Annotated in this window: 21 protein-coding genes and 1 riboswitch; of the genes, 3 read left to right on the top strand and 18 right to left on the bottom strand. The window is 37.7% G+C overall.

All coding sequences use genetic code 11. The features are described from left to right. Window positions 1-79: 79 nt before the first annotated feature. From recN to CKV70_RS06870, 15 genes are all read right to left on the bottom strand, one after another. Window positions 80-1771, bottom strand: a complete 1692-nt coding sequence (gene recN / locus CKV70_RS06940; protein ID WP_014600810.1) for a DNA repair protein RecN — start codon at window positions 1769-1771, stop codon at window positions 80-82. Window positions 1772-1793: 22 nt separating this feature from the next. After that, a complete protein-coding gene (ahrC, locus tag CKV70_RS06935; RefSeq protein ID WP_003722493.1) occupies window positions 1794-2243 on the bottom strand; it encodes a transcriptional regulator AhrC/ArgR in 450 nt (149 codons plus the stop codon). A gap of 190 nt (window positions 2244-2433) precedes the next feature. Next, window positions 2434-3258, bottom strand: coding sequence for a TlyA family RNA methyltransferase (locus tag CKV70_RS06930; RefSeq protein WP_014600809.1), 825 nt, complete (start codon window positions 3256-3258; stop codon window positions 2434-2436). Further along, window positions 3255-5084, bottom strand: a complete 1830-nt coding sequence (gene dxs / locus CKV70_RS06925; protein ID WP_003733809.1) for a 1-deoxy-D-xylulose-5-phosphate synthase — start codon at window positions 5082-5084, stop codon at window positions 3255-3257. Before dxs ends, CKV70_RS06930 begins: the two co-directional genes overlap by 4 nt. Before the next feature lie 166 nt (window positions 5085-5250). Then, a complete protein-coding gene (locus tag CKV70_RS06920) occupies window positions 5251-5451 on the bottom strand; it encodes a cold-shock protein (protein ID WP_003719639.1) in 201 nt (66 codons plus the stop codon). Window positions 5452-5649: 198 nt separating this feature from the next. Continuing rightward, a complete protein-coding gene (locus CKV70_RS06915; protein ID WP_014600808.1) occupies window positions 5650-6531 on the bottom strand; it encodes a polyprenyl synthetase family protein in 882 nt (293 codons plus the stop codon). A gap of 2 nt (window positions 6532-6533) precedes the next feature. Continuing rightward, window positions 6534-6761 carry an exodeoxyribonuclease VII small subunit gene (locus CKV70_RS06910; RefSeq protein WP_003722489.1) on the bottom strand — a complete coding sequence of 76 codons (228 nt, stop codon included), beginning with the start codon at window positions 6759-6761 and terminating at the stop codon, window positions 6534-6536. Further along, complete coding sequence (gene xseA / locus CKV70_RS06905) at window positions 6751-8103, bottom strand: exodeoxyribonuclease VII large subunit (RefSeq protein WP_010990104.1); 1353 nt, start codon at window positions 8101-8103, stop codon at window positions 6751-6753. Before xseA ends, CKV70_RS06910 begins: the two co-directional genes overlap by 11 nt. 18 nt (window positions 8104-8121) lie before the next feature. After that, on the bottom strand, window positions 8122-8976 hold the full coding sequence (gene folD / locus CKV70_RS06900; RefSeq protein WP_003726249.1) for a bifunctional methylenetetrahydrofolate dehydrogenase/methenyltetrahydrofolate cyclohydrolase FolD: 855 nt from the start codon (window positions 8974-8976) through the stop codon (window positions 8122-8124). A 96-nt stretch (window positions 8977-9072) separates the two neighbouring features. Continuing rightward, on the bottom strand, window positions 9073-9459 hold the full coding sequence (nusB, locus tag CKV70_RS06895) for a transcription antitermination factor NusB (protein WP_012581364.1): 387 nt from the start codon (window positions 9457-9459) through the stop codon (window positions 9073-9075). Window positions 9460-9489: 30 nt separating this feature from the next. Then, entirely contained in the window at window positions 9490-9897 is a 408-nt protein-coding gene (locus CKV70_RS06890) for an Asp23/Gls24 family envelope stress response protein (RefSeq protein ID WP_003722485.1), read from the bottom strand. 3 nt (window positions 9898-9900) lie between these two features. After that, the gene (gene accC / locus CKV70_RS06885; protein WP_003722484.1) at window positions 9901-11265 is read right to left on the bottom strand and encodes an acetyl-CoA carboxylase biotin carboxylase subunit; all 1365 of its coding nucleotides are present in this window, start codon (window positions 11263-11265) and stop codon (window positions 9901-9903) included. Between the two features lie 13 nt (window positions 11266-11278). Beyond that, window positions 11279-11746, bottom strand: coding sequence for an acetyl-CoA carboxylase biotin carboxyl carrier protein (gene accB / locus CKV70_RS06880; RefSeq protein WP_003722483.1), 468 nt, complete (start codon window positions 11744-11746; stop codon window positions 11279-11281). A 158-nt stretch (window positions 11747-11904) separates the two neighbouring features. After that, on the bottom strand, window positions 11905-12462 hold the full coding sequence (efp, locus tag CKV70_RS06875; protein WP_003722482.1) for an elongation factor P: 558 nt from the start codon (window positions 12460-12462) through the stop codon (window positions 11905-11907). A gap of 102 nt (window positions 12463-12564) precedes the next feature. Then, window positions 12565-13626 (bottom strand): M24 family metallopeptidase, encoded by a 1062-nt coding sequence (locus CKV70_RS06870; protein WP_003722481.1) that lies wholly within the window; start codon window positions 13624-13626, stop codon window positions 12565-12567. A 179-nt stretch (window positions 13627-13805) separates the two neighbouring features. Here CKV70_RS06870 and CKV70_RS06865 point away from each other — a divergent pair, with 179 nt between their 5' ends. From CKV70_RS06865 to CKV70_RS06855, 3 genes are all read left to right on the top strand, one after another. Further along, window positions 13806-14771, top strand: a complete 966-nt coding sequence (locus tag CKV70_RS06865; RefSeq protein WP_014600806.1) for a DUF1385 domain-containing protein — start codon at window positions 13806-13808, stop codon at window positions 14769-14771. Between the two features lie 12 nt (window positions 14772-14783). Continuing rightward, window positions 14784-15056, top strand: coding sequence for an AC76 family protein (locus CKV70_RS06860; RefSeq protein ID WP_003732264.1), 273 nt, complete (start codon window positions 14784-14786; stop codon window positions 15054-15056). Between the two features lie 61 nt (window positions 15057-15117). Continuing rightward, entirely contained in the window at window positions 15118-15498 is a 381-nt protein-coding gene (locus CKV70_RS06855) for a rhodanese-like domain-containing protein (RefSeq protein WP_003722478.1), read from the top strand. A 39-nt stretch (window positions 15499-15537) separates the two neighbouring features. Here the strand turns inward: CKV70_RS06855 and gcvPB are convergent, their stop codons facing one another. Genes gcvPB through gcvT form a run of 3 tightly spaced genes read right to left on the bottom strand, consistent with a single transcriptional unit; the run spans window position 15538 to window position 19451 of the window. Then, window positions 15538-17004: an aminomethyl-transferring glycine dehydrogenase subunit GcvPB gene (gene gcvPB / locus CKV70_RS06850; protein ID WP_003722477.1), complete on the bottom strand. Its 1467-nt coding sequence runs from the start codon at window positions 17002-17004 to the stop codon at window positions 15538-15540. Then, on the bottom strand, window positions 17001-18347 hold the full coding sequence (gene gcvPA, locus CKV70_RS06845; protein ID WP_014600805.1) for an aminomethyl-transferring glycine dehydrogenase subunit GcvPA: 1347 nt from the start codon (window positions 18345-18347) through the stop codon (window positions 17001-17003). The genes gcvPB and gcvPA overlap by 4 nt, the downstream gene beginning before the upstream one ends. A gap of 15 nt (window positions 18348-18362) precedes the next feature. Next, entirely contained in the window at window positions 18363-19451 is a 1089-nt protein-coding gene (gene gcvT, locus CKV70_RS06840; protein WP_014600804.1) for a glycine cleavage system aminomethyltransferase GcvT, read from the bottom strand. Between the two features lie 83 nt (window positions 19452-19534). Next, window positions 19535-19626, bottom strand: a riboswitch (glycine riboswitch). Between the last annotated feature and the right edge of the window lie 185 nt (window positions 19627-19811).

The following is a 19811-nucleotide window of genomic DNA, read 5'->3' as shown; positions in this document are numbered from 1 at the left end:
TGTTTTTATGACCAGGTAATAATTTCTACCTTATTCATTTTAAGCAAAAACTATTCGATATGCAAGCAATTTCGTTTGTTTAATACGTTTGTTTTACTTTTTCCGCTTGTTCAATCATTTCTTTTGCATGTTGTTTTGTTAGTTCAGTGACTTCTATACCAGCAATCATTCGGCTGATTTCTTCTACTTTTTCTACTCCTTTAAGCACTGTAACGGAAGTCGTTGTACGTTTATTTTGGACTTTTTTTGTAATGTAGTAATGGTGGTTCGCCATTGCTGCTACTTGAGGCAAATGACTGATACATAGTACTTGCGAGCCGACTGAAACAGCATAAATTTTTTCTGCAATCGCTTGACCAACGCGTCCACTTACTCCGGTATCAACTTCATCGAAAATAATTGATGTAATACCTTGGTGTCTAGAGAAAATGGTTTTTAAAGCTAACATCATTCTGGATAACTCTCCGCCAGAAGCAATTTTTGCTAATGGTTTTAATGGTTCTCCTGGATTTGTTGACATATAAAAGACGACGCTATCTTGTCCCAATTCTGTTAGTTCCATTTTGTTTGCTTCAAAACGCACACTAAAAATGGCTTTCTCCATATAAAGTTGATTTAATTCTTGTTTAATTTGTTTTTCTAATGTGACAGCTGCTTTTTTACGGATATCAGTGAGCGTAGCCGCTTGTTTTGTTAGTTCTGTTTTGAGTGTGGCTAATTTTGTCTCTAAATGACCCACATGCGATTCACTATCCGTTAGTTTTTCCATTTCGCTACTTATTTCTTGCTCATACTGGATGATATCTTCAATTGTTTTACCATATTTGCGTTTCAATTGGTTTAAATCATTTAAACGCGATTCAATTTGATTAAGTTCTTCTGGTTGGAATTCGAGCTGATCAAGTGACTGTCTGATTTGGCTCATGCTATCTTCTAACATATAGTAGCTAGAAGAAATTGCTTCACTAACTGCTTTATAATCCGTATGAATACTTGCAGCTGTCTCCATTTGACGCATCGCTTCCCCAACGAATTCAAGTCCACCTGGCTCGCCTTGAATCGCCGCATAAGCGCCTTGTAAATTTTCGTTAAGTTTTTCAAAATTGGCTAAGATATTTTTTTGTTCTAACAAACGATCTTCTTCACCAGCTTGCAAATTGGCATTTTCAATTTCCTGTTGTTGAAAACGGAGCATATCAAGACGTTGTGCTAATTCTCGCTCATTTTTTGTCCAATTTTGCCATTCTTTCTCAATTGTTTGATATTCTTTGAAATTAGTTTGGTACTTGGTTAGTGCTGGCTTGATTTTGTCAGAAGCGAATCGATCAAGTAATGATAAATGAAACTCCTCATTCATCAATTCCTGATGTTCATGCTGACTATGGATATCTATTAATTTCGAGCCAATTTGGCGCAAGAGAACAGTAGTTACAAGCTTGCCATTGATTCGGCAACTATTTTTTCCCGAGCGAAACAGACTGCGTTCTAGTACAACCATATCATCCGAAGCATCTATACCATTTTCTATTAAAGCATTTCGGCAAGCAAGGTTATCCTCTGCTAGCGCAAAAAGCCCTTGAAGCTCTAAACGTTCCTCTCCGTGACGGATAAAATCAGCTGATCCGCGTCCGCCAACAAGAAGACCAAGCGCATCAATAATAATTGATTTACCAGCGCCGGTCTCCCCCGTAAGTACCGTCATCCCTTCTTGAAAAGTTAAAGAAAGCGATTCGATGATAGCAAAGTTTTTAATTGTCATTTCTTGAAGCAAAATCTTTCACCTCCAACAATTTTTAAAGCATATCTATAAAACGATCTGTTAATGTTTTCGCATTTTCTTCCGAGCGACAAATAATTAAACAAGTGTCATCTCCACAAATAGTTCCAGCTTTTTCTGGCCAGTCCAAGTTATCGATTAATGCACCAACCGAGTTTCCATTTCCAGGCATTACTTTTAAAATAATCATAAATTGCACATTATCAATGCCAATAAAGCAATCAATCAAAGCGCGTTTTAGTTTTTGATGTGGGTTGAAACTATTATCGGCAGGTAGACTATATTTGTAGCCACCTGTTTGTGTTGGAACTTTGACAAGATGCAGTTCTTTAATATCACGGGAAACAGTTGCCTGGGTGACTTTAACATCGCGTTCTAACAGAAGTTCTACTAAATCTTCTTGCGTGTCAATCTCATTAGATGTAATCAATTCTCGAATAATAATATGACGATGACCTTTATTCATTCCTTCTTCACCTCACGATAATTTTCTACTTACATCTTATCCGAAAAAACGCATAAAGTCACGGATTTAGTGCAAATTTATGCAAGAAAAGTTTCTTTAATACTTTATACATAGAAAATACATCTCGAAATGAGCCAAAATGGCATGGTAAAAGCAAAAACCGGAAAACATCAATGCTTTCCGGTATACATTATTTATCTAATTTTGTATGTGCTTTTGTGATAAGTTTCGCAATCGCATCTGGTTCCAAATGACTTATTCCAGTTTCCTCGCCAGTCCATTTAAGATGTGCGATAAATTCGATGTTTCCTTCTCCACCTGTAATAGGTGAAAAATCTAGTCCCATCATGTCATAACCATTATCAAGCGCAAATTGAACAATATGTTCGACTACCGATTCATGTACTGCTGGATCACGAATAATCCCTTTTTTACCAACTTGCTCTCGACCTGCTTCAAATTGTGGTTTGATCAGTGTCATCACATCGCCACCGGTTACAAGCACAGTTCTAAGTACTGGTAAAATTAGTTTGAGTGAAATAAACGACACATCAATGGTTGCAAAATCAGCTAAACCTTCTGCAAAATCAGCTGGTTTTACATGACGAAAATTAGTTCTTTCCATCACGGTGACGCGGTCGTCGTTGCGAAGTTTCCATGCAAGCTGATTATAACCAACATCCAGTGCATAAGAATGTCTTGCTCCATTTTGCAAAGCACAGTCCGTAAACCCACCAGTTGATGCTCCAATATCCAGCATTAGTTTGTCTTTCACTTCAAAATCAAATACTTGCAAGGCTTTTTCTAGCTTTAATCCGCCGCGACTAACATAAGGCATTTGCTTTCCTTTTACTTGGAGTTCGCTATCAATAGGGATTTTTTCTCCTGGTTTATCTACACGTTCTTCTTTCCGGTAAACAATTCCTGCCATAATTGCACGTTTTGCCTTTTCTCTTGTTTCAAATAGTCCTTGTTCTACTAGCAGAATATCTGCGCGTTCTTTTTTAATTGTCATAGTCTCTTCGCCCTTAACTTCCCGCTTTGCGCGAGCATTTCTTTTATTTTTAATACCAATCCAGTTGTTGATATGCCAAACGATTCCAAAATTATGGATACAGAACCGTGGCTAATAAATTCGTCTGGTAAACCAATTCGATGCATTATAACATCCCTATAATTATTCGCTTCTATAAATTCTAACACACTCGCACCAAATCCACCCTTTAATAGCGATTCTTCTACTGTTAAAATTGGAATTTTTTGCTTTAAGATTTTGTGTAACAGTGCTTCGTCTAATGGTTTAATATAACGAGCATTAATTACTCCAACGCGGTATCCTTCTATCTCTAATTGTTCAGCTGCTTTTAGCGCTAGCTCGATGGTAGGGCCAAAGGTTAAAATAACGGCATCAAGCGGCTGAATGATTGTTTCCCACTGTCCGATTGGTATAAGTGTATTAGACTCTACTACTTGAACACCAGGAGCTTCCCCGCGTGGATAGCGAATCGCAAACGGCCCATCATTATACGAAAACGCAGTATCCATTAATTGTCTAGCTTCTACTTCATCTTTTGGCATGCTAATAGTCATATTTGGAATACTATTTAAAAATGAAATATCAAAGATACCTTGATGTGTTTCGCCATCAGCGCCAACAAGTCCGGCCCTGTCAATTCCAATGACAACATTCAACTTTTGCCGGCAAACATCATGAACTAACTGATCATAGGCTCTTTGTAAAAAAGTGGAATATATAGCAAGGAATGGTTTCATCCCTTGTGTCGCTAAGCCAGCTGCCATTGTTGTCGCATGCTGTTCCGCAATCCCAACGTCAAAAAAACGTTCTGGGAAAGCTTTCGCAAATTTTTCTAATTTAGAGCCAACTGGCATCGCCGGAGTTATCGCAACAATCCGTTCATCCATTTCTGCCAAACGTATTAATTCATTGCTAATAACTGAACTCCATGACGCTGCACGCTTAGCCGGCTTAATAAAGCTGCCTGTTTCGACTTTATAAGGCCCTGTACCATGCCAGGTGCCACGAGAGTCTAATTCGGCCGGCTGATACCCTTTACCTTTTTTCGTAACGATATGGAGCAGCACAGGCCCTTTTGCGCGTTTTGCTAATTCCAAGTTAGTAATAACCTCTTCTATATCATGCCCATCAATCGGGCCCAAGTACATAAACCCAAGCTCTTCAAAAAAAGCACCATCGACATTGGTTTTTGTTTGCTTAGATGTATCGGAGGTTCTTAATTTTCCAAGTATGTTGTGGATTGCTCCCACATTTGGCGCTATCGACATATCATTATCATTTAAAATAACTATCATATCTTTTCCCATATCGCCTATGTGATTCAAGGCTTCTAAAGCCATTCCGCCAGTTAAGGCACCATCACCGATTATCGGAATAACATAAAAATCTTCTTTTTTAATATCTCTCGCAATGACCATTCCGGCTGCAGCAGACAAAGAAGTTGAGCTATGTCCCGTTTCAAATACATCATGAATAGATTCTTTCCGCTTTGGAAATCCATCTAGCCCCCCGTGCTCGCGTAAAGTACCAAATTGGTTCGCCCTTCCAGTTAGGATTTTGTGCACATATGACTGGTGACCAACATCCCAAATAAATTTATCTTTTGGACTATTAAAAGAATAATGCAACGCAATCGTTAGTTCTACCACACCAAGATTCGGACCAATATGCCCACCTGATTTAGAAGTAGAAGTAATTAAAAAAGCGCGAATATCCGCTGCAAGTGCTTCTAATTCTTGTATATCCAATCGCTTCATAAAGGAAGGATCCTTTATCTTTAAAAGATCCAAATAAAAACAACTCACTTTCCAAAGAGCCACTCGCATGAATGCGTGCAAGGTCTTTTTTCTCGATTAATTGTTCTTATTATAGCAAACAATCGCCATTAAACCAAACAAGGTAAAATAATTTTAGACAAATAAAAAAGCAAATCACCGAAATGATTTGCTTTTTCTTATTCAAAAAATAGAATTACGCTTTTTGAACGTTAGCTGCTTGAGGTCCGCGTTGGCCTTCTTCAACGTCGAAAGTTACTGCTTGACCTTCGTCTAAAGATTTGAATCCGTCGCCTTGGATAGCGCTGAAATGTACGAATACATCGTCACCGTTTTCGCGTTCGATAAAACCAAATCCTTTTTCTGCGTTAAACCATTTTACTGTACCTTGTTCCATGTTCATGTTCCTCCTCGTGTGTTATGCACACTAATTATTTACTATTCTTGCTTAACGGCACGAGATGGAAAGTTGTTCACAATCGTATCTTTCACCCACAAAAATAATCTTACATTAGTATAACACGGTATTTTAGGAAAAGCAAATCAATTTGAATTATATATGTGAAAAAATTTTGAAATTACTAGATAATTATGATTAATTTTCTCTAAGTGCGATTAAATCAGCAAGTTTCAAGAGAATTTCATCATCAAAATCATGCCCTGAAAGCGCTGACTTTGCAATCGTAACATGCTCATTTAATGCCCTTTTTGCCCCATCAAGCGTGAGTAATCCGGGATAGGTACTTTTATTCAGAAAAGCGTCGGCCCCTGTCTTTTTACCCATTTTCGTTTCATCACCAATTACATCTAAAATATCGTCGCTAATTTGAAATCCAATCCCAATATTCTCTGCAAAAATTCGTAAGCGTTTCGTTTGTTCTGGATCAGCTTCCGCAATTTTTGCTGCAGAGGTTACAGCATAAATTAATAATTCACCCGTTTTTCGTGCATGAATGGATGATAACTCTTCTAGCGTCACGTGTTTGTTTTCCGCTTCCATGTCTGCAAGTTGACCACCAACCATTCCTTCTGCACCGCTACTAAAACTAATTTGGTTAATCAAAGCAATGCGTGTCTCAAAAGATAAATTATCGTCTTCAGCTAAAATAGAAAAAGCGAGCGTTAGTAAAGCATCTCCTGCCAAAATCGCAGTTGCATCGCCAAAAACTTTATGATTAGTCCACTTGCCTCGACGATAATCATCGTTATCCATTGCTGGTAAATCATCATGAATAAGGCTGTATGTGTGAATCATTTCTAACGCTGTTGCGGTTTTTACACCTAAAAGCGGATTTACTTTTAAAGCTTGAAGCGTAGCGAAAACTAGCATTGGACGAATCCGTTTCCCGCCTGCTTGAATAGAATATAACATGGACTCTTTTAGTCTAGGTTCGATATTTCGCTCGTTTATTTCTTTAAAAAGCGACTCATCAATCACTTTTTTATATTGTTCTAAAAAAAGGGTTAAATCTTGCAAATTTATTCACCATCCGCTTCAAAAGGAATTTCTTCTCCTGCATCTGTGACTACTTTTGCCATTCGTTTTTCGGCTGATTGTAATTTATCTTGGCACAATTTTGTTAGTTCGATTCCTTTTTGGTACATATCGAGAGAATCTTCAAGTGAGGCACTACCATTTTCGAGTGCTTCTACGATTGTTTCTAATTCTGCAATTGCTTCTTCAAAAGTTTTCTTTTTAGTTGCCACTTATATCTTCCTCCTTCGCGGTAATGAGTGCATCTATATGTCCGCCTTGCATTTTCACTTGAATATTATCACCGACTTCAAGCTCCTGTACGGATTTGACCAGTGTATTCTCTTTATACGTTACACCAAATCCTCGTTTCAATAAAGAAAGAGGGCTCAGATGTTCTAGCGCATCTACTTGCCTAAAGAAAGATTGTTGTTTGTCTTTCAAAAGTTGTTTCATCGCTTTATCCAACGCTTGAAGGTGCAATGTCATTTGTTCTTTTTGAAGTTCAATTTCTTTGTTCGGATGGTAATAATGTAGCCGATCATTTAACCGGTCAAAAGCTGTTTGCTTAACAAATATTTGTTTAGAAAAAGCATTATTTAATCGTTCGGAAAAATAATCTGTACGTTCCATTTGCTGTTCTAATTGATGTTTCGGACCATTTAGAATCAAGTGTTGTTTAAGTTGCTCTAGTGACCGTTCTTTTCTTTCTAATGCTTGTCTGGTAACCGCGAGCAAACGGTATTTACGTTCTGCTAATCGTTCTTCTAAATCGCGATAATCTGGGACAGCAAGTTCTGCCGCCGCAGTTGGCGTTGCAGCTCGTACATCTGCAGAAAAATCGCTTAATGCAAAATCAGTTTCATGTCCGACAGCAGAAATTACCGGCACATCCGAATCATATACTGCTCGAACAACGGGTTCTTCATTAAATGCCCATAGTTCTTCAAGCGAGCCACCACCACGCCCAATAATCATGACATCAATATCGTTCCGCTGATTAATCTTGCCAATGTTTTCGACAATTTTTTGAGCTGCTTTTTCCCCTTGAACAATAGTTGGATAAACAATCACTTCCACAGAAGGCATTCTTCGATGAATGGTGGTTAGAATATCACGAACAGCCGCACCAGTTTTGGATGTAACGACAGCGACTTTGGACGGGAAAGAAGGAAGCACTTTTTTATGCGTTTCCGCAAAAAGCCCTTCCTTTTCTAATTGTGCTTTCAATTGCTCTAATTGAATATACAGAGCTCCGACACCATCCGGTTCCATATGTTCTGCATAAAACTGATAGCGCCCAGCTTTTGTAAAAACACCAATTCTTCCTGTGACAAGGACATTCATGCCGTCTTCTGGAACAAAACCGATTTTTTGAACTGCTTTATGAAACATGACAGAACGAAGCATTGCAAATTCATCTTTTACCGTAAAATATAGATGTCCACTTGCTGGTTGTTTTAAGTTTGAAATTTCACCACGCACAAAAACTTGCTTCATGTAGGGATCTACTTCAAACTTTTTTTCGATATATTTGGTTATTGCTGCTACCGTCAAATATTTATCTTGCTCCATCATTTCACATCCAATTAATCAATTCATTTTCCAAATGCGTTTTGCGGCTTTTAATGTGTTCGCAAGTAGCATCGTGATAGTCATCGGGCCAACGCCACCTGGTACTGGCGTAATGAATCCCGCTTCTTCTACTACGTCATCAAAGTCAACATCACCGCATAACTTATTATTTTCGTCGCGATCCATGCCAACATCAATAACAATCGCACCTGGTTTGATATAGTCTTTTTTCACAAATTTAGCTAAACCTGTTGCTACAACAAGAATATCCGCTTCTTTCGCTACTTGTGGTAAATCTTTTGTACGGCTATGCGCAATGGTTACTGTCGCGTTTTCATTTAACAGTAATTGGGCTACTGGTTTCCCTACGATATTACTTCTACCAATAACGACAGCGCGTTTGCCTTCTATTTGAGTGCCGGTTGATTTTATAAGTTCAATAATCCCTGCAGGTGTACAAGGAACAAAAGAATCTTTTCCGATGAATAAATTACCTACATTCACTGGATGGAAACCGTCAACATCTTTGTCATAGCTAATAGTATCAATTACTTTTTCTTCTGAAATGTGTTCTGGTAATGGTAACTGCACGAGGATGCCATGAATAGTTTTATCTTCGTTAAGCTCCTCTACAACAGATAGTAATTTTTCTTCTGTTACATTTTCTGGAAGTTCAATTAAAACGGATTTCATCCCCGCTTCTTCTGTCCGTTTTTGTTTATTTCTTACATATGTACGAGATGCTTGATTGTCGCCAACGAGCACAACAGCAAGACCTGGTTTCTTACCTTCTTTTACTAATTCTGCTACTTCTCTTGTTACTTTTTCTTGAATTTCTTTTGCTAACTTTTTGCCATCAATAATTTCTCCCATGAGTATTGCCCCCTTTAAAAATAAGTTGCACGTAATTATTCTTAAAAAATCACGAAATAAGGGAGTGCAAGGGAGTTCCCTTGCACTCAATCAAGCTTATTTATCTTCCGGTGCAATATTAGCAAGTACGCCATTAATAAATTTACTTGATTTTTCATCGCTGTAAATTTTTGCAATTTCGATGGATTCATTTAAACTAACTCTATTTGGCACATCATCCAAGTACTTAATCTCATAAACACTCAAGCGAAGTAAAGATAAATCTACTTTACTCAAACGATCTATACGCCAATTGTCTAAGTTAGGTTCAATAATAGCATCAATTTCAGCTTTATTCGCCATTACACCTTCGACTAATTTTTCCATATAGTCGTCTTGCTCGTCTTCCATGATGTTTTTAATAGCTTGATCTAGCGACATTTCGTTTAGCTCTATTTGGAATAGTGCTTGAAGTGCTTTCTCGCGCGCCTCTCTTCTTTTCATGTTAAAGCTGCTCCTTTTGTTCCTTGAATTTTATAGCTCAAAATCATCGAAGGAAAGTGTTTCTGTTTTTTCAAATTGTACGCCAACGATATGAACGTTGATTTCGAGTACATTTAAACCAGTCATATTAAAAATGGTATCTCTGACAGCATCTTGAATATTTTGAGCAACAAGTGGAATTGTTGCGCCAAATAAGACTGAACAATAAAGTTCGATTAGAATTCCTTCTTCGGTTAGTTCTACTTTTACGCCTTTACGGTAGTTTACAGCACCACTGAATTTTTCGCGCATTTCTGTCGCGAAGCCACCTTGCATATAAGCAACGTTTTCAATTTCACTTGCAGCCAGTCCAGCGATTACGCCGATTACTTCTGGTGCAATCTCAATTTTACCGAGCGGTGCATCATTTTGTTTTCGCAAATCTTTTGTATAAGCCATTATTTAGCCCTCCTTAGAAAGATTCATTACATCATTTTGCTCCAAGAATTTTGTATTGAAGTCGCCTGATAAAAATACATCATTATCTAACACGCGTAAATGGAATGGAATGGTTGAAGGAATGCCATCAATGGCAAATTCAGACAACGCTCGTTTCATTTTTTGAATAACTTCTTCACGTGTTTCTGCATAACAGATTACTTTAGCAATCATCGAATCATAATATGGCGGAATTTTGTAGTTTGGATATGCTGCCGAGTCAATTCGAACGCCTAAGCCACCTGGAGGAAGATAAAATTTAATTTCTCCTGGAGCTGGCATAAAGTTTTTCTCCGGATTTTCAGCGTTAATACGACACTCCATTGCCCAACCTGTTAATTTCACATCTGCTTGTTTAATTTGTAGCTCTTCACCTGAAGCAACTAAAAATTGTTGTTTGACTAAATCAATTCCGGTAACAAGTTCCGTTACAGGGTGTTCTACTTGGATACGAGTATTCATTTCCATAAAGTAGAAATTATTTTCATGATGATCATAAATAAATTCAATTGTACCTGCACCAGAATAATTCACGGCTTTGGCAGCTTTAACGGCCGCTTTACCCATTTTTTGGCGTGTTTTTTCATCAATGGCAGGTGATGGTGATTCTTCAATTAGCTTTTGCAAGCGACGTTGAATACTACAATCACGCTCTCCTAAATGAATCACGTTACCATGGTTATCAGCAAGTACTTGAATTTCTACGTGGCGGAAATCTTGAATGTATTTTTCAAGATAAACGCCTGGATCTCCAAATGCTGCTTCTGCTTCTTGTTGCGTCGTATGAATACCAGAGATTAATTTTTCTTCATTTTCTGCTACACGAATACCCTTACCGCCACCGCCAGCTGTTGCTTTAATGATCACCGGATAACCGATTTTTTTGGCGATTTTTTTACCATCTTCCACATCGGCAACGATTCCTTGTGAACCAGGAACGATTGGAACACCTGCTTTACGCATAGTTTCACGGGCAACATCTTTTGTTCCCATTTGCGAAATAGCGGAAGCGCTTGGCCCGATAAAAGTAATATTGCAGTCTTCGCATAACTCAGCGAAATCTGCATTTTCGGCTAAGAAACCATAGCCAGGATGAATAGCATCACAGTTCGTTAAAACAGCAAGGCTAATAATGTTTGACATATTTAAATAACTATCTTTTGTTGCCGCGGGACCTACACAATAAGCTTCATCCGCCAGCTGAATATGTAGCGCTTCTCTATCTGCTTCCGAATAAATCGCCACTGTCTCCACTCCAAGTTCTTTTGCAGCGCGAATGATACGGACAGCGATTTCTCCACGGTTCGCTACCAGTACTTTTTTAATCATGTTTTTCGACCCCTTATTTTTTTCTAACTTTGAAGAGTGGTTGTCCAAATTCGACTAATTCACCACTCGAAACAAGAATTTCTGCAATTTCTCCATCGATATCAGCAGTAATTTCGTTGAATAATTTCATTGCTTCTACAATACATACAACGGATTGCGCGGATACTTTAGAGCCAACGCTAACAAAATTAGCATCTTCTGGTGAAGCGGATGCATAAAAAGTCCCGACCATTGGAGATGTAATTACTTCCAGGTTCACATCTTCAGCTGTACTTGCTTCTACTTGAGGAGCGGCTGCTGGTGTTACTGGCGCTGTTTGTGCTGGTGCGACAGCAATTGGAGCTTCTTGTACCGCTGTAGCAACAACCGTTTTATGCTTTTTAAGCAAAATCTTACTATCTTTCGTTTCTAACTCAAACTCATCTAGGGTTGACTCGTCAATCAGCTCGATTAGCTGTTTAATTTCATCTATTGATAACATACCATTTACACTCCTTAATAATACTAAAAATAAAAAATTGCATGAATCACGCATTGTCCTTATTGTACCATACTTTTTATTCAAAAGGTGTACTGGAAGCGCTGATAAATAGAAAAACAGCTGAAGAATTAACTCCAGCTGTAGTAAACGATTCTTGCTTACGCCCGAGAAACATACGCTGCTTCGGTTGTATTAATAACTAGTTTGTCTCCCTCATTAACGAAAAACGGTACTTGCACAACAAGACCAGTTTCAAGAGTGGCGGGTTTAGAACCACCAGAAGACGTATCACCTTTAATTCCAGGATCAGTTGCAGTAACAACTAATTCTACTGTGTTAGGTAAATCAATACCGATTGTTTCCCCTTGATACATGATAATATTAATTTCCATATTTTCTTTTAAAAATTTAAGCTCATGAGCAATTTGGTCTTCCGGAAGTTCAATTTGTTCATAAGACTCATTATCCATGAATACATGATTTGTACCATCTGCGTATAAATAGGCCATTTTGCGATTGTCGATTTGCGCTTTTGCTACTTTTTCGCCACCACGGAATGTTTTTTCTTGGATTGCACCTGTACGAAGGTTACGTAATTTGGAACGAACGAAGGCTGCTCCTTTTCCGGGTTTTACATGTTGGAAATCTAGCACACGCCAAATACCATTATCTACTTCTATTGTTAACCCTGTTTTAAAGTCATTTACTGAAATCATGTTTTTCCTCCTGTAATTTGCAAAGTATCTTTATTTGGAGCATATTAAAACTGCTCATTCTTCCTTATTTAACCATAAAACGCACAAAGTTACAAAGGAATTTTATAAAATAATTAATTCTTTTGGTGAATGAATTAGAATCTCGTTACCCGTTTCTGTAATTAATAGATCATCTTCAATTCTAACTCCACCGATTCCTGGTAAATAAATTCCTGGTTCATCTGTAACAACATGTCCAACTTCCAGTTTTTGAGGGCTCTTAAAGGATAAATTAGGTCCTTCGTGAATTTCTAGTCCAATACCATGTCCCAAAGAATGTCCAAATGCATCGCCATAGCCAAAAGAAGAAATATAATCACGTGCAATAGCATCTGCTTCAATTCCAGTCATTCCTGGTTTTAAGCTATCAATTACTTTCAATTGGGCATCTAAAGTGATTTGGTATATTTCTTTTAATTTTTCAGCAGGTTCACCGACCGCGATTGTTCTTGTCATATCTGAACAGTAACCATCATAGTAACAACCGTAATCCATTGTAACGAAATCGCCAACTTCAATCTTCTTATCCGAAGCAACCCCATGTGGTAATGCAGAACGAATTCCGGATGCAACGATTGTATCGAACGATGAGGAAGTAGCTCCAGCACGTCTCATAAAGAATTCTAGCTCATTAGATACTTCGATTTCAGCCATACCTGGTTTAATAAATTGAATAATATGTGCAAAAGCTGCATCAGCAATATCACAAGCTGTGCGGATTGCTTTTAGTTCACTCGCTGTTTTCACTTTACGCATTTCTTCAAAGAAGCCAGTAAGTGGGATTAATTGACGATTAAATACGCGCTCCATTTGTTTAAATTCAGATACAGTCACATAATCTGCTTCAAAATGTAGTGTTTTTGTATCGTTTTTAATTAATAAATCTTCTACTGTATCAAAAATTGGACCAGTATGTTGTACAATTTCATATCCTTCTGCTTGTTTTGCTGCTTGTTCTGTATATCTGAAATCTGTTACAAAATAAGCTTTTTCAGGTAAAATTAGCGCCACACCACTTGTCCCAGTGAAACCAGATACATACCTTCTATTAAACTCACTTGTGACAAGAACTGCTTCTATCTTTTCCTTGCCAAGCGTTTCTTGAATTTTAGTTAATTTAGACATTTTTATTCCCCCACTTTTATCAAATTTTAGTCGCGCAAAAATCGCATTATTAGACGCGTTCGAAACTATTTTATCACAATTTAGAAAAAATAACTTTTTTTAGGCGTTTTGCGCTATACGAAAAACTATTTTTAGCGTAAAATAACATATTAGTAAACATGAATAGGCTGGTGAAAACTTTGAGCAAACAAAACGTACCATCATATGGCGGTCAAGCTGTAGTTGAAGGCGTCATGTTTGGCGGCAAAAAAAAGACCGTGACAGCAATTAGACGTATAGATGGTTCATTAGAATATTTTTATTTAGAAAAAAATAGCCCAGTTTGGGTTATGCGTATGAAGAAAATCCCTTTTTTAAGAGGTATTGTTGCATTAATTGAATCTAGCGCTATCGGTTCCAAACACCTCGCTTTTGCGACAGACCGATATGACGAAGATCCAAATAATCCAGTGGAAGAAGAAAAAATTGAAAAAAAAGAATCGAAAGTCGCGATGTGGCTTGGCGTTGCCGTCATCGGTATTTTATCTTTCGTCTTTGCTAAATTTGTCATGACGCTCATCCCTGTGTTTTTAGCGGAATTATTCCGTCCAATCGTTCCAGGTGATACGGCCCAAGTATTTTTAGAGAGTCTTTTTAAATTAATTCTTCTATTAACCTATATTTTTGCGGTTTCTCAGACCCCTATTATTAAACGAGTTTTTCAATATCACGGTTCTGAGCATAAGGTGATTAATTGTTACGAAGAAAATTTACCTTTAACAGTTGAAAATGTACAAAAACAATCGCGACTGCATTATCGTTGTGGCAGCAGTTTTATTTTATTTACGGTTATTGTTGGTATGTTTATTTATTTGTTAGTACCAACCGACCCTCTTTGGCTTCGAGTGGTCAATCGGATTTTGCTTATTCCTGTCGTGCTTGGTGTAGCATTTGAGGTACTTCAATTAACTAATAAATGTCGAAATATCCCTGTCCTTAAATATTTAGGCGTTCCAGGGTTATGGCTACAACTTCTTACAACAAAAGAACCGTCCGATGATCAAGTTGAGGTTGCCATTGCATCCTTTAATGAGCTTTTACGAGTGGAAAAAGAAGGTGCACCAATAGATGTAGTTGAACCGGATAATCTGGAACTTTTAGAATAGGAGTGGATTAATTTGAAGAAGTATCCCCTCATTGCTATTGTTTTACTAGCACTTGTTGGTATAGGGCTTTTAATGGGTGGTTTTAAATCATTTTTCATCCTGATTGTCTCCGTTTTAATTGGGACACTTATTTTCACCCTCCTACTGCGACTTTTCACGAATAGAAAAACTGACAGTAATTACCAAAAAGCGGTGAAACAATCGAAAAACATGCATAACCCGAAGAAAAAAACAAAGAAAAAACGAAAATCTTCCTTCAAAGTGATTGATGGTGGCAAAAAATAAGTTATAATAGAAAAGTATGCTTTAAAAAAAGCAGTTTTCAGGATGAAAGGGGTCTACACAAGTGATTAGTTGGATTATAGCAATTATCATTCTGGTTATTCTTTTAGGATACGAAATTTACCAGTTTGTAATGCGACGCAAAGCAGTAAAAGTTTTAACAGAAGAAGAATTTAAAAAAGGTTATCGTAAAGCACAATTAATTGATGTTCGCGAGCCAAATGAATTCGATGCTGGACATATTCTTGGAGCTAGAAATATCCCAGTTACACAAATGAAAAACCGGACAACAGAAATTCGTCAAGATTTACCAGTTTACTTATACTGCCAAACAGCACAACGTAGTAACCGTGCAGCAATTATGCTTTATAAACGCGGCTACAAACAAGTGTATCAGCTTAAAGGCGGCTACCGTAAATGGACAGGAAAAACTAAATCTAAATAAAAAAAGCCTTGCTACGAAATTTCGCAGCAAGGCTTCTTTTTATACTTCTTTTTGATAACGTAAAATCGGTTTTCTAGCAGCACGAGTTTCGTCTAGTCGTTTTACATAAGTGCTATGGGGCGCTTCTTGGACGATTTCAGGATTTTCTTCTGCTTCTTTAGCAATTTTTAACATTGTATCGATGAAAGAGTCTAGTGTTTCTTTCGATTCTGTTTCAGTTGGTTCAATCATGATTGCTTCACCAACAATTAGCGGGAAATAAACGGTTGGCGGATGGAAATTATGATCTAGCAATCGTTTTGCAATATCAACGGTTCTTACACCAAGTTTCTTCTGTCTATTACCACTTAAAACAAATTCGTGTTTACACACTTGATCAAATGGTAAATCATAAGCTTCTTGCAATTTACGCATCATATAGTTCGCATTTAAAACGGCATATTCTGTCACCAATTTCAAGCCATCTGGGCCCATTGTACGAATGTACGTATACGCGCGAACGTTGATACCAAAGTTACCATAATAAGGTTTCACGCGTCCAATAGAGTCAGGATAATTGTAATCAAATGTGTAAATGTCTTCTTTTTTCGTAAGGACTGGTGTTGGTAGGAACGGTATTAATTCCTTTTTCACGCCAATTGGGCCAGAACCAGGACCGCCACCACCGTGAGGACCTGTAAATGTTTTGTGTAAATTTAAATGAACTACATCAAAGCCCATGTCTCCCGGTCTAACTTTTGCCATAATAGCATTTAAGTTGGCGCCATCATAATATAATTTACCACCAGCTTCATGGACGATTTCTGCCATTTCAACAATATCTTTTTCGAAAAGACCGAGTGTATTCGGGTTTGTGAGCATTAATGCGGCTGTATCTTCGCCTACTACCTTTTTCAAATCAGCCACATCAACAAGCCCTTTTTCATTTGATTTAACCGTGACAACATCAAAGCCAGCAACAGCTGCGGATGCAGGGTTCGTTCCATGTGCGGAATCTGGGATGATTACTTTTGTGCGTTTTGTATCACCATTTTTTTCATGAAACGCGCGAATGAGCATTAATCCAGTCCATTCTCCATGTGCTCCAGCAGCTGGTTGTAACGTTACTTCATCCATTCCTGTAATTTCAACTAAGCTTGTTTGTAAATCATATAGTAGTTCTAGTGCGCCTTGGACTGAGCTTTCTGGTTGGTTTGGATGGATATTCGCAAAGCCTGGAAAACGTGCAACTTTTTCATTGATTTTAGGGTTATATTTCATCGTACAAGATCCAAGCGGATAAAAACCAGAATCAACACCAAAATTATGATTGGATAAATTGGTATAATGACGCATGATTTCAAGTTCGCTTAATTCTGGCAAATCTGCTGGTATAGAACGAATATATGCTTGATCAAAATAATCACCGGCATTTGTTTCTGGAACATCGCTTTCTGGCAAACTAAAGCCAATTCTTCCCGGAATAGAACGTTCAAACACTAATGGCATCGTTTCTTCTAAATTCATTTTGCACCCTCCAAGCTAGCCACAAAGGCATCAATTTCCTCTTTTGTTCGCATTTCTGTCACTGCTACAAGCATATGATGTTTGTATTTTTCCTCGTAAAAGCCAAGGTCATACCCACCGATAATCCCTTCATCTAAAAGTGATTTGTTCACTTCTTTGATTGGTTTCGAAAGTTTTACAACGAATTCATTGAAAAAACCATCTGAAAATAGAACTTCAAAGCCTTTTTCACGGAATTTTTGTTTGGCATAGTGAGATTTATCTAGGTTTTGTTTTGCCATTTCTACAAGACCTGTTTTTCCAAGGGTTGCCATTGCGACAGAAGAAGCTAATGCATTCAGCGCTTGGTTAGAGCAAATATTAGAAGTTGCTTTGTCCCGGCGGATATGTTGTTCGCGCGCTTGTAAAGTTAATACATAACCACGCTTCCCATTTTCATCTACAGTTTCCCCAACTAAACGTCCAGGAACTTTACGCATTAATTTATTTGTTACTGCAAAGAATCCACAATGCGGTCCTCCAAATGATTCTGGAATACCGAATACTTGCGAATCGCCTACAACAATATCTGCACCAAATTCTCCTGGTGGAGTTAACAATCCTAGAGACAACGGATTGCTCGATACAAGTAATAAAGAATTATTTTCATGCACTAATTTTTCAAGTTCTGCCAAAGGTTCCACTTGTCCATAGAAGTTTGGATACTGTACAACAAAACCCGCAATATCATCTGAAAGAGCTTTTTTTAGGGCCTCGATATCTGTTTTTCCATCTAGTTCTGGAATAACTTCTACTTCAATGTGTTGACCAGTTGCGTAGGTTTTTAATACATTGCTACTTTCCGGATGAACAGCTCCGGAAATAAGAATTTTTTTACGCTTTGTATGCCCGCTTGCTAGCATTGCTGCTTCTGCAAGTGCTGTTCCACCGTCATACATGGAGGAATTAGCCAAGTCCATTCCAGTAAGTTCCGCAATCATGGTTTGGAATTCAAAGATTGCCTGCAACTCTCCTTGCGAAATTTCAGGCTGATAAGGTGTATATGCTGTATAAAATTCTGAACGAGAAATAACGTGATCCACTACGGTTGGAATGTAATGACTATAAACTCCAGCCCCTAAAAAAGACGCATATTCACTGGTATTGGCATTTTTAGAAGCAAGTTTCGATAATTCGCGTAAAAGTGCGGGTTCTGATTTTGCTGGTTTTAAATCATAATCTCGTTTAAATCTAATTTTTTCTGGAATATCTTGAAATAAGTCATCAATTGACTTAACCCCTATTACATCAAGCATTTCCTTTTCATCTTGCTCTGTCATTGGTAAATAACGATGTTTTGCCATATTACTTCCTCCTTTTTACTTTGCGCGTTTATAAAATGGTGTTGGTACTATTTTTGCTTTTACTTTTTTATTTCTTATGCCTATCTCAACTTCTTGACCCAATTCTGTGTAAGCTGTATCAATTAAAGCGAGACCAATATTTATTCCAAGTGTTGGTGATTGCGTGCCTGAAGTCACAACGCCGATTTGTTCCTCATTTAAAAATACTGGATAATCGTGACGTGGAATACCTCGTTCGATTAATTCAATACCAACTAATTTTCTGTTCAGCCCTGCTTCTTTTTGTTTAATTAGGGCTTCTTTGCCTATAAAATCTGCTTCTTTTTTCAATTTAACAGCAAAATTGAGGCCAGCTTCAAGTGGAGTAATGTCTTTGCTTAATTCTTGTCCATAAAGCGCAAGTACTGCCTCTAAACGCAATGTATCCCTTGCGCCTAAACCAATTGGAGCGACACCTTCAGCCAAAATCGCCTCAAATACTTTTCCTGCATCTGCGCTTGGCATATAAATTTCAAATCCATCTTCTCCAGTATATCCACTTCTTGAAATGATTGTTTTCACTCCAGCTACATCCGCATCCTCCACAAATCCAAAGAAGCTAATCGAGCTTAAATCTACATCCGTTAGTTTCGAGAGAATTTTTTCGGCGTTTGGCCCTTGAAGTGCTAATTGTCCATATTCCGAAGATACATTGGTAACAGAAACATCCCCGCGAATATTTTTAACCATCCATTCAAAATCTTTGTCCGTGTTTGCTGCATTGACAACAAGTATGTATTCCGTTTCTGATTTCTTATAAACTACTAGATCGTCCACTGTTCCGCCAGTTTCATAGCACATAATATTATATTGCGCTTTTCCGATTTTTATTTTTTCTATGTCGTTTGATAACAAATACTGTAAATAAGAAGTACTATCAGGTCCTTTTACTAGAATTTCTCCCATGTGAGACACGTCAAATAACCCTGCATCAGTTCGCACGGCCTCATGTTCTGCTTTTATACCAGCAAATTGTACCGGTAAATCCCACCCACCAAAATCAATGGTTTTCGCACCATATTTTGCATAAAGTGGATGAATCGGTGTTTTTAGTAGCTCTGTCATAATTATATCCTCCTTTTTCACATAACAAAAAGGCTTATATAGTTCATAAGCCCTGTCGTAACACAAAAATGACTCCAGAGTTGCGTCCCGTAAACATCCTTTTGCCTGAGAGTTTCACATAATATATGCTTTCCCCGTCGGCGCTGCTTTTCGCAGTCTCTCTGCTTACATTCACCCGCTAATTCTATTATGTATTTGCCTTTTCTATAGCTTATCATGAGTTGTATTGTTCGGCAAATAATTAGTTTTAAAGGTGAAAATTTCTTTATTTTTGATATTGGTTCGGAATGTAAGGGCTTTATCGTTATATTTCAGTTTAATTATACGTTTGTTATCCATTGCACATACATTGTGAAAATA

The organism is Listeria monocytogenes (assembly GCF_900187225.1).
Classification (GTDB): Bacteria; Bacillota; Bacilli; order Lactobacillales; family Listeriaceae; genus Listeria; species Listeria monocytogenes.
Note: the sequence above shows the minus strand (reverse complement) of the source record. Positions and strands in the feature narration are given on the sequence as shown.

What these genes read in the sequence shown, in the direction of transcription:
- ahrC (WP_003722493.1), bottom strand. Translation starts at nt 2,243, where the DNA reads ATGAATAAAGGTCATCGTCATATTATTATTCGAGAATTGATTACATCT.
- CKV70_RS06930 (WP_014600809.1), bottom strand. Translation starts at nt 3,258, where the DNA reads ATGACAATTAAAAAAGAACGCGCAGATATTCTGCTAGTAGAACAAGGA.
- CKV70_RS06920 (WP_003719639.1), bottom strand. Translation starts at nt 5,451, where the DNA reads ATGGAACAAGGTACAGTAAAATGGTTTAACGCAGAAAAAGGATTTGGT.
- xseA (WP_010990104.1), bottom strand. Translation starts at nt 8,103, where the DNA reads ATGGAGCAAGATAAATATTTGACGGTAGCAGCAATAACCAAATATATC.
- folD (WP_003726249.1), bottom strand. Translation starts at nt 8,976, where the DNA reads ATGGGAGAAATTATTGATGGCAAAAAGTTAGCAAAAGAAATTCAAGAA.
- nusB (WP_012581364.1), bottom strand. Translation starts at nt 9,459, where the DNA reads ATGAAAAGAAGAGAGGCGCGCGAGAAAGCACTTCAAGCACTATTCCAA.
- CKV70_RS06890 (WP_003722485.1), bottom strand. Translation starts at nt 9,897, where the DNA reads ATGGCTTATACAAAAGATTTGCGAAAACAAAATGATGCACCGCTCGGT.
- accC (WP_003722484.1), bottom strand. Translation starts at nt 11,265, where the DNA reads ATGATTAAAAAAGTACTGGTAGCGAACCGTGGAGAAATCGCTGTCCGT.
- accB (WP_003722483.1), bottom strand. Translation starts at nt 11,746, where the DNA reads ATGTTATCAATAGATGAAATTAAACAGCTAATCGAGCTGATTGACGAG.
- efp (WP_003722482.1), bottom strand. Translation starts at nt 12,462, where the DNA reads ATGATTTCAGTAAATGACTTTAAAACAGGGTTAACAATAGAAGTAGAT.
- CKV70_RS06870 (WP_003722481.1), bottom strand. Translation starts at nt 13,626, where the DNA reads ATGTCTAAATTAACTAAAATTCAAGAAACGCTTGGCAAGGAAAAGATA.
- gcvPB (WP_003722477.1), bottom strand. Translation starts at nt 17,004, where the DNA reads ATGAATTTAGAAGAAACGATGCCATTAGTGTTTGAACGTTCTATTCCG.
- gcvPA (WP_014600805.1), bottom strand. Translation starts at nt 18,347, where the DNA reads ATGGCAAAACATCGTTATTTACCAATGACAGAGCAAGATGAAAAGGAA.
- gcvT (WP_014600804.1), bottom strand. Translation starts at nt 19,451, where the DNA reads ATGACAGAGCTACTAAAAACACCGATTCATCCACTTTATGCAAAATAT.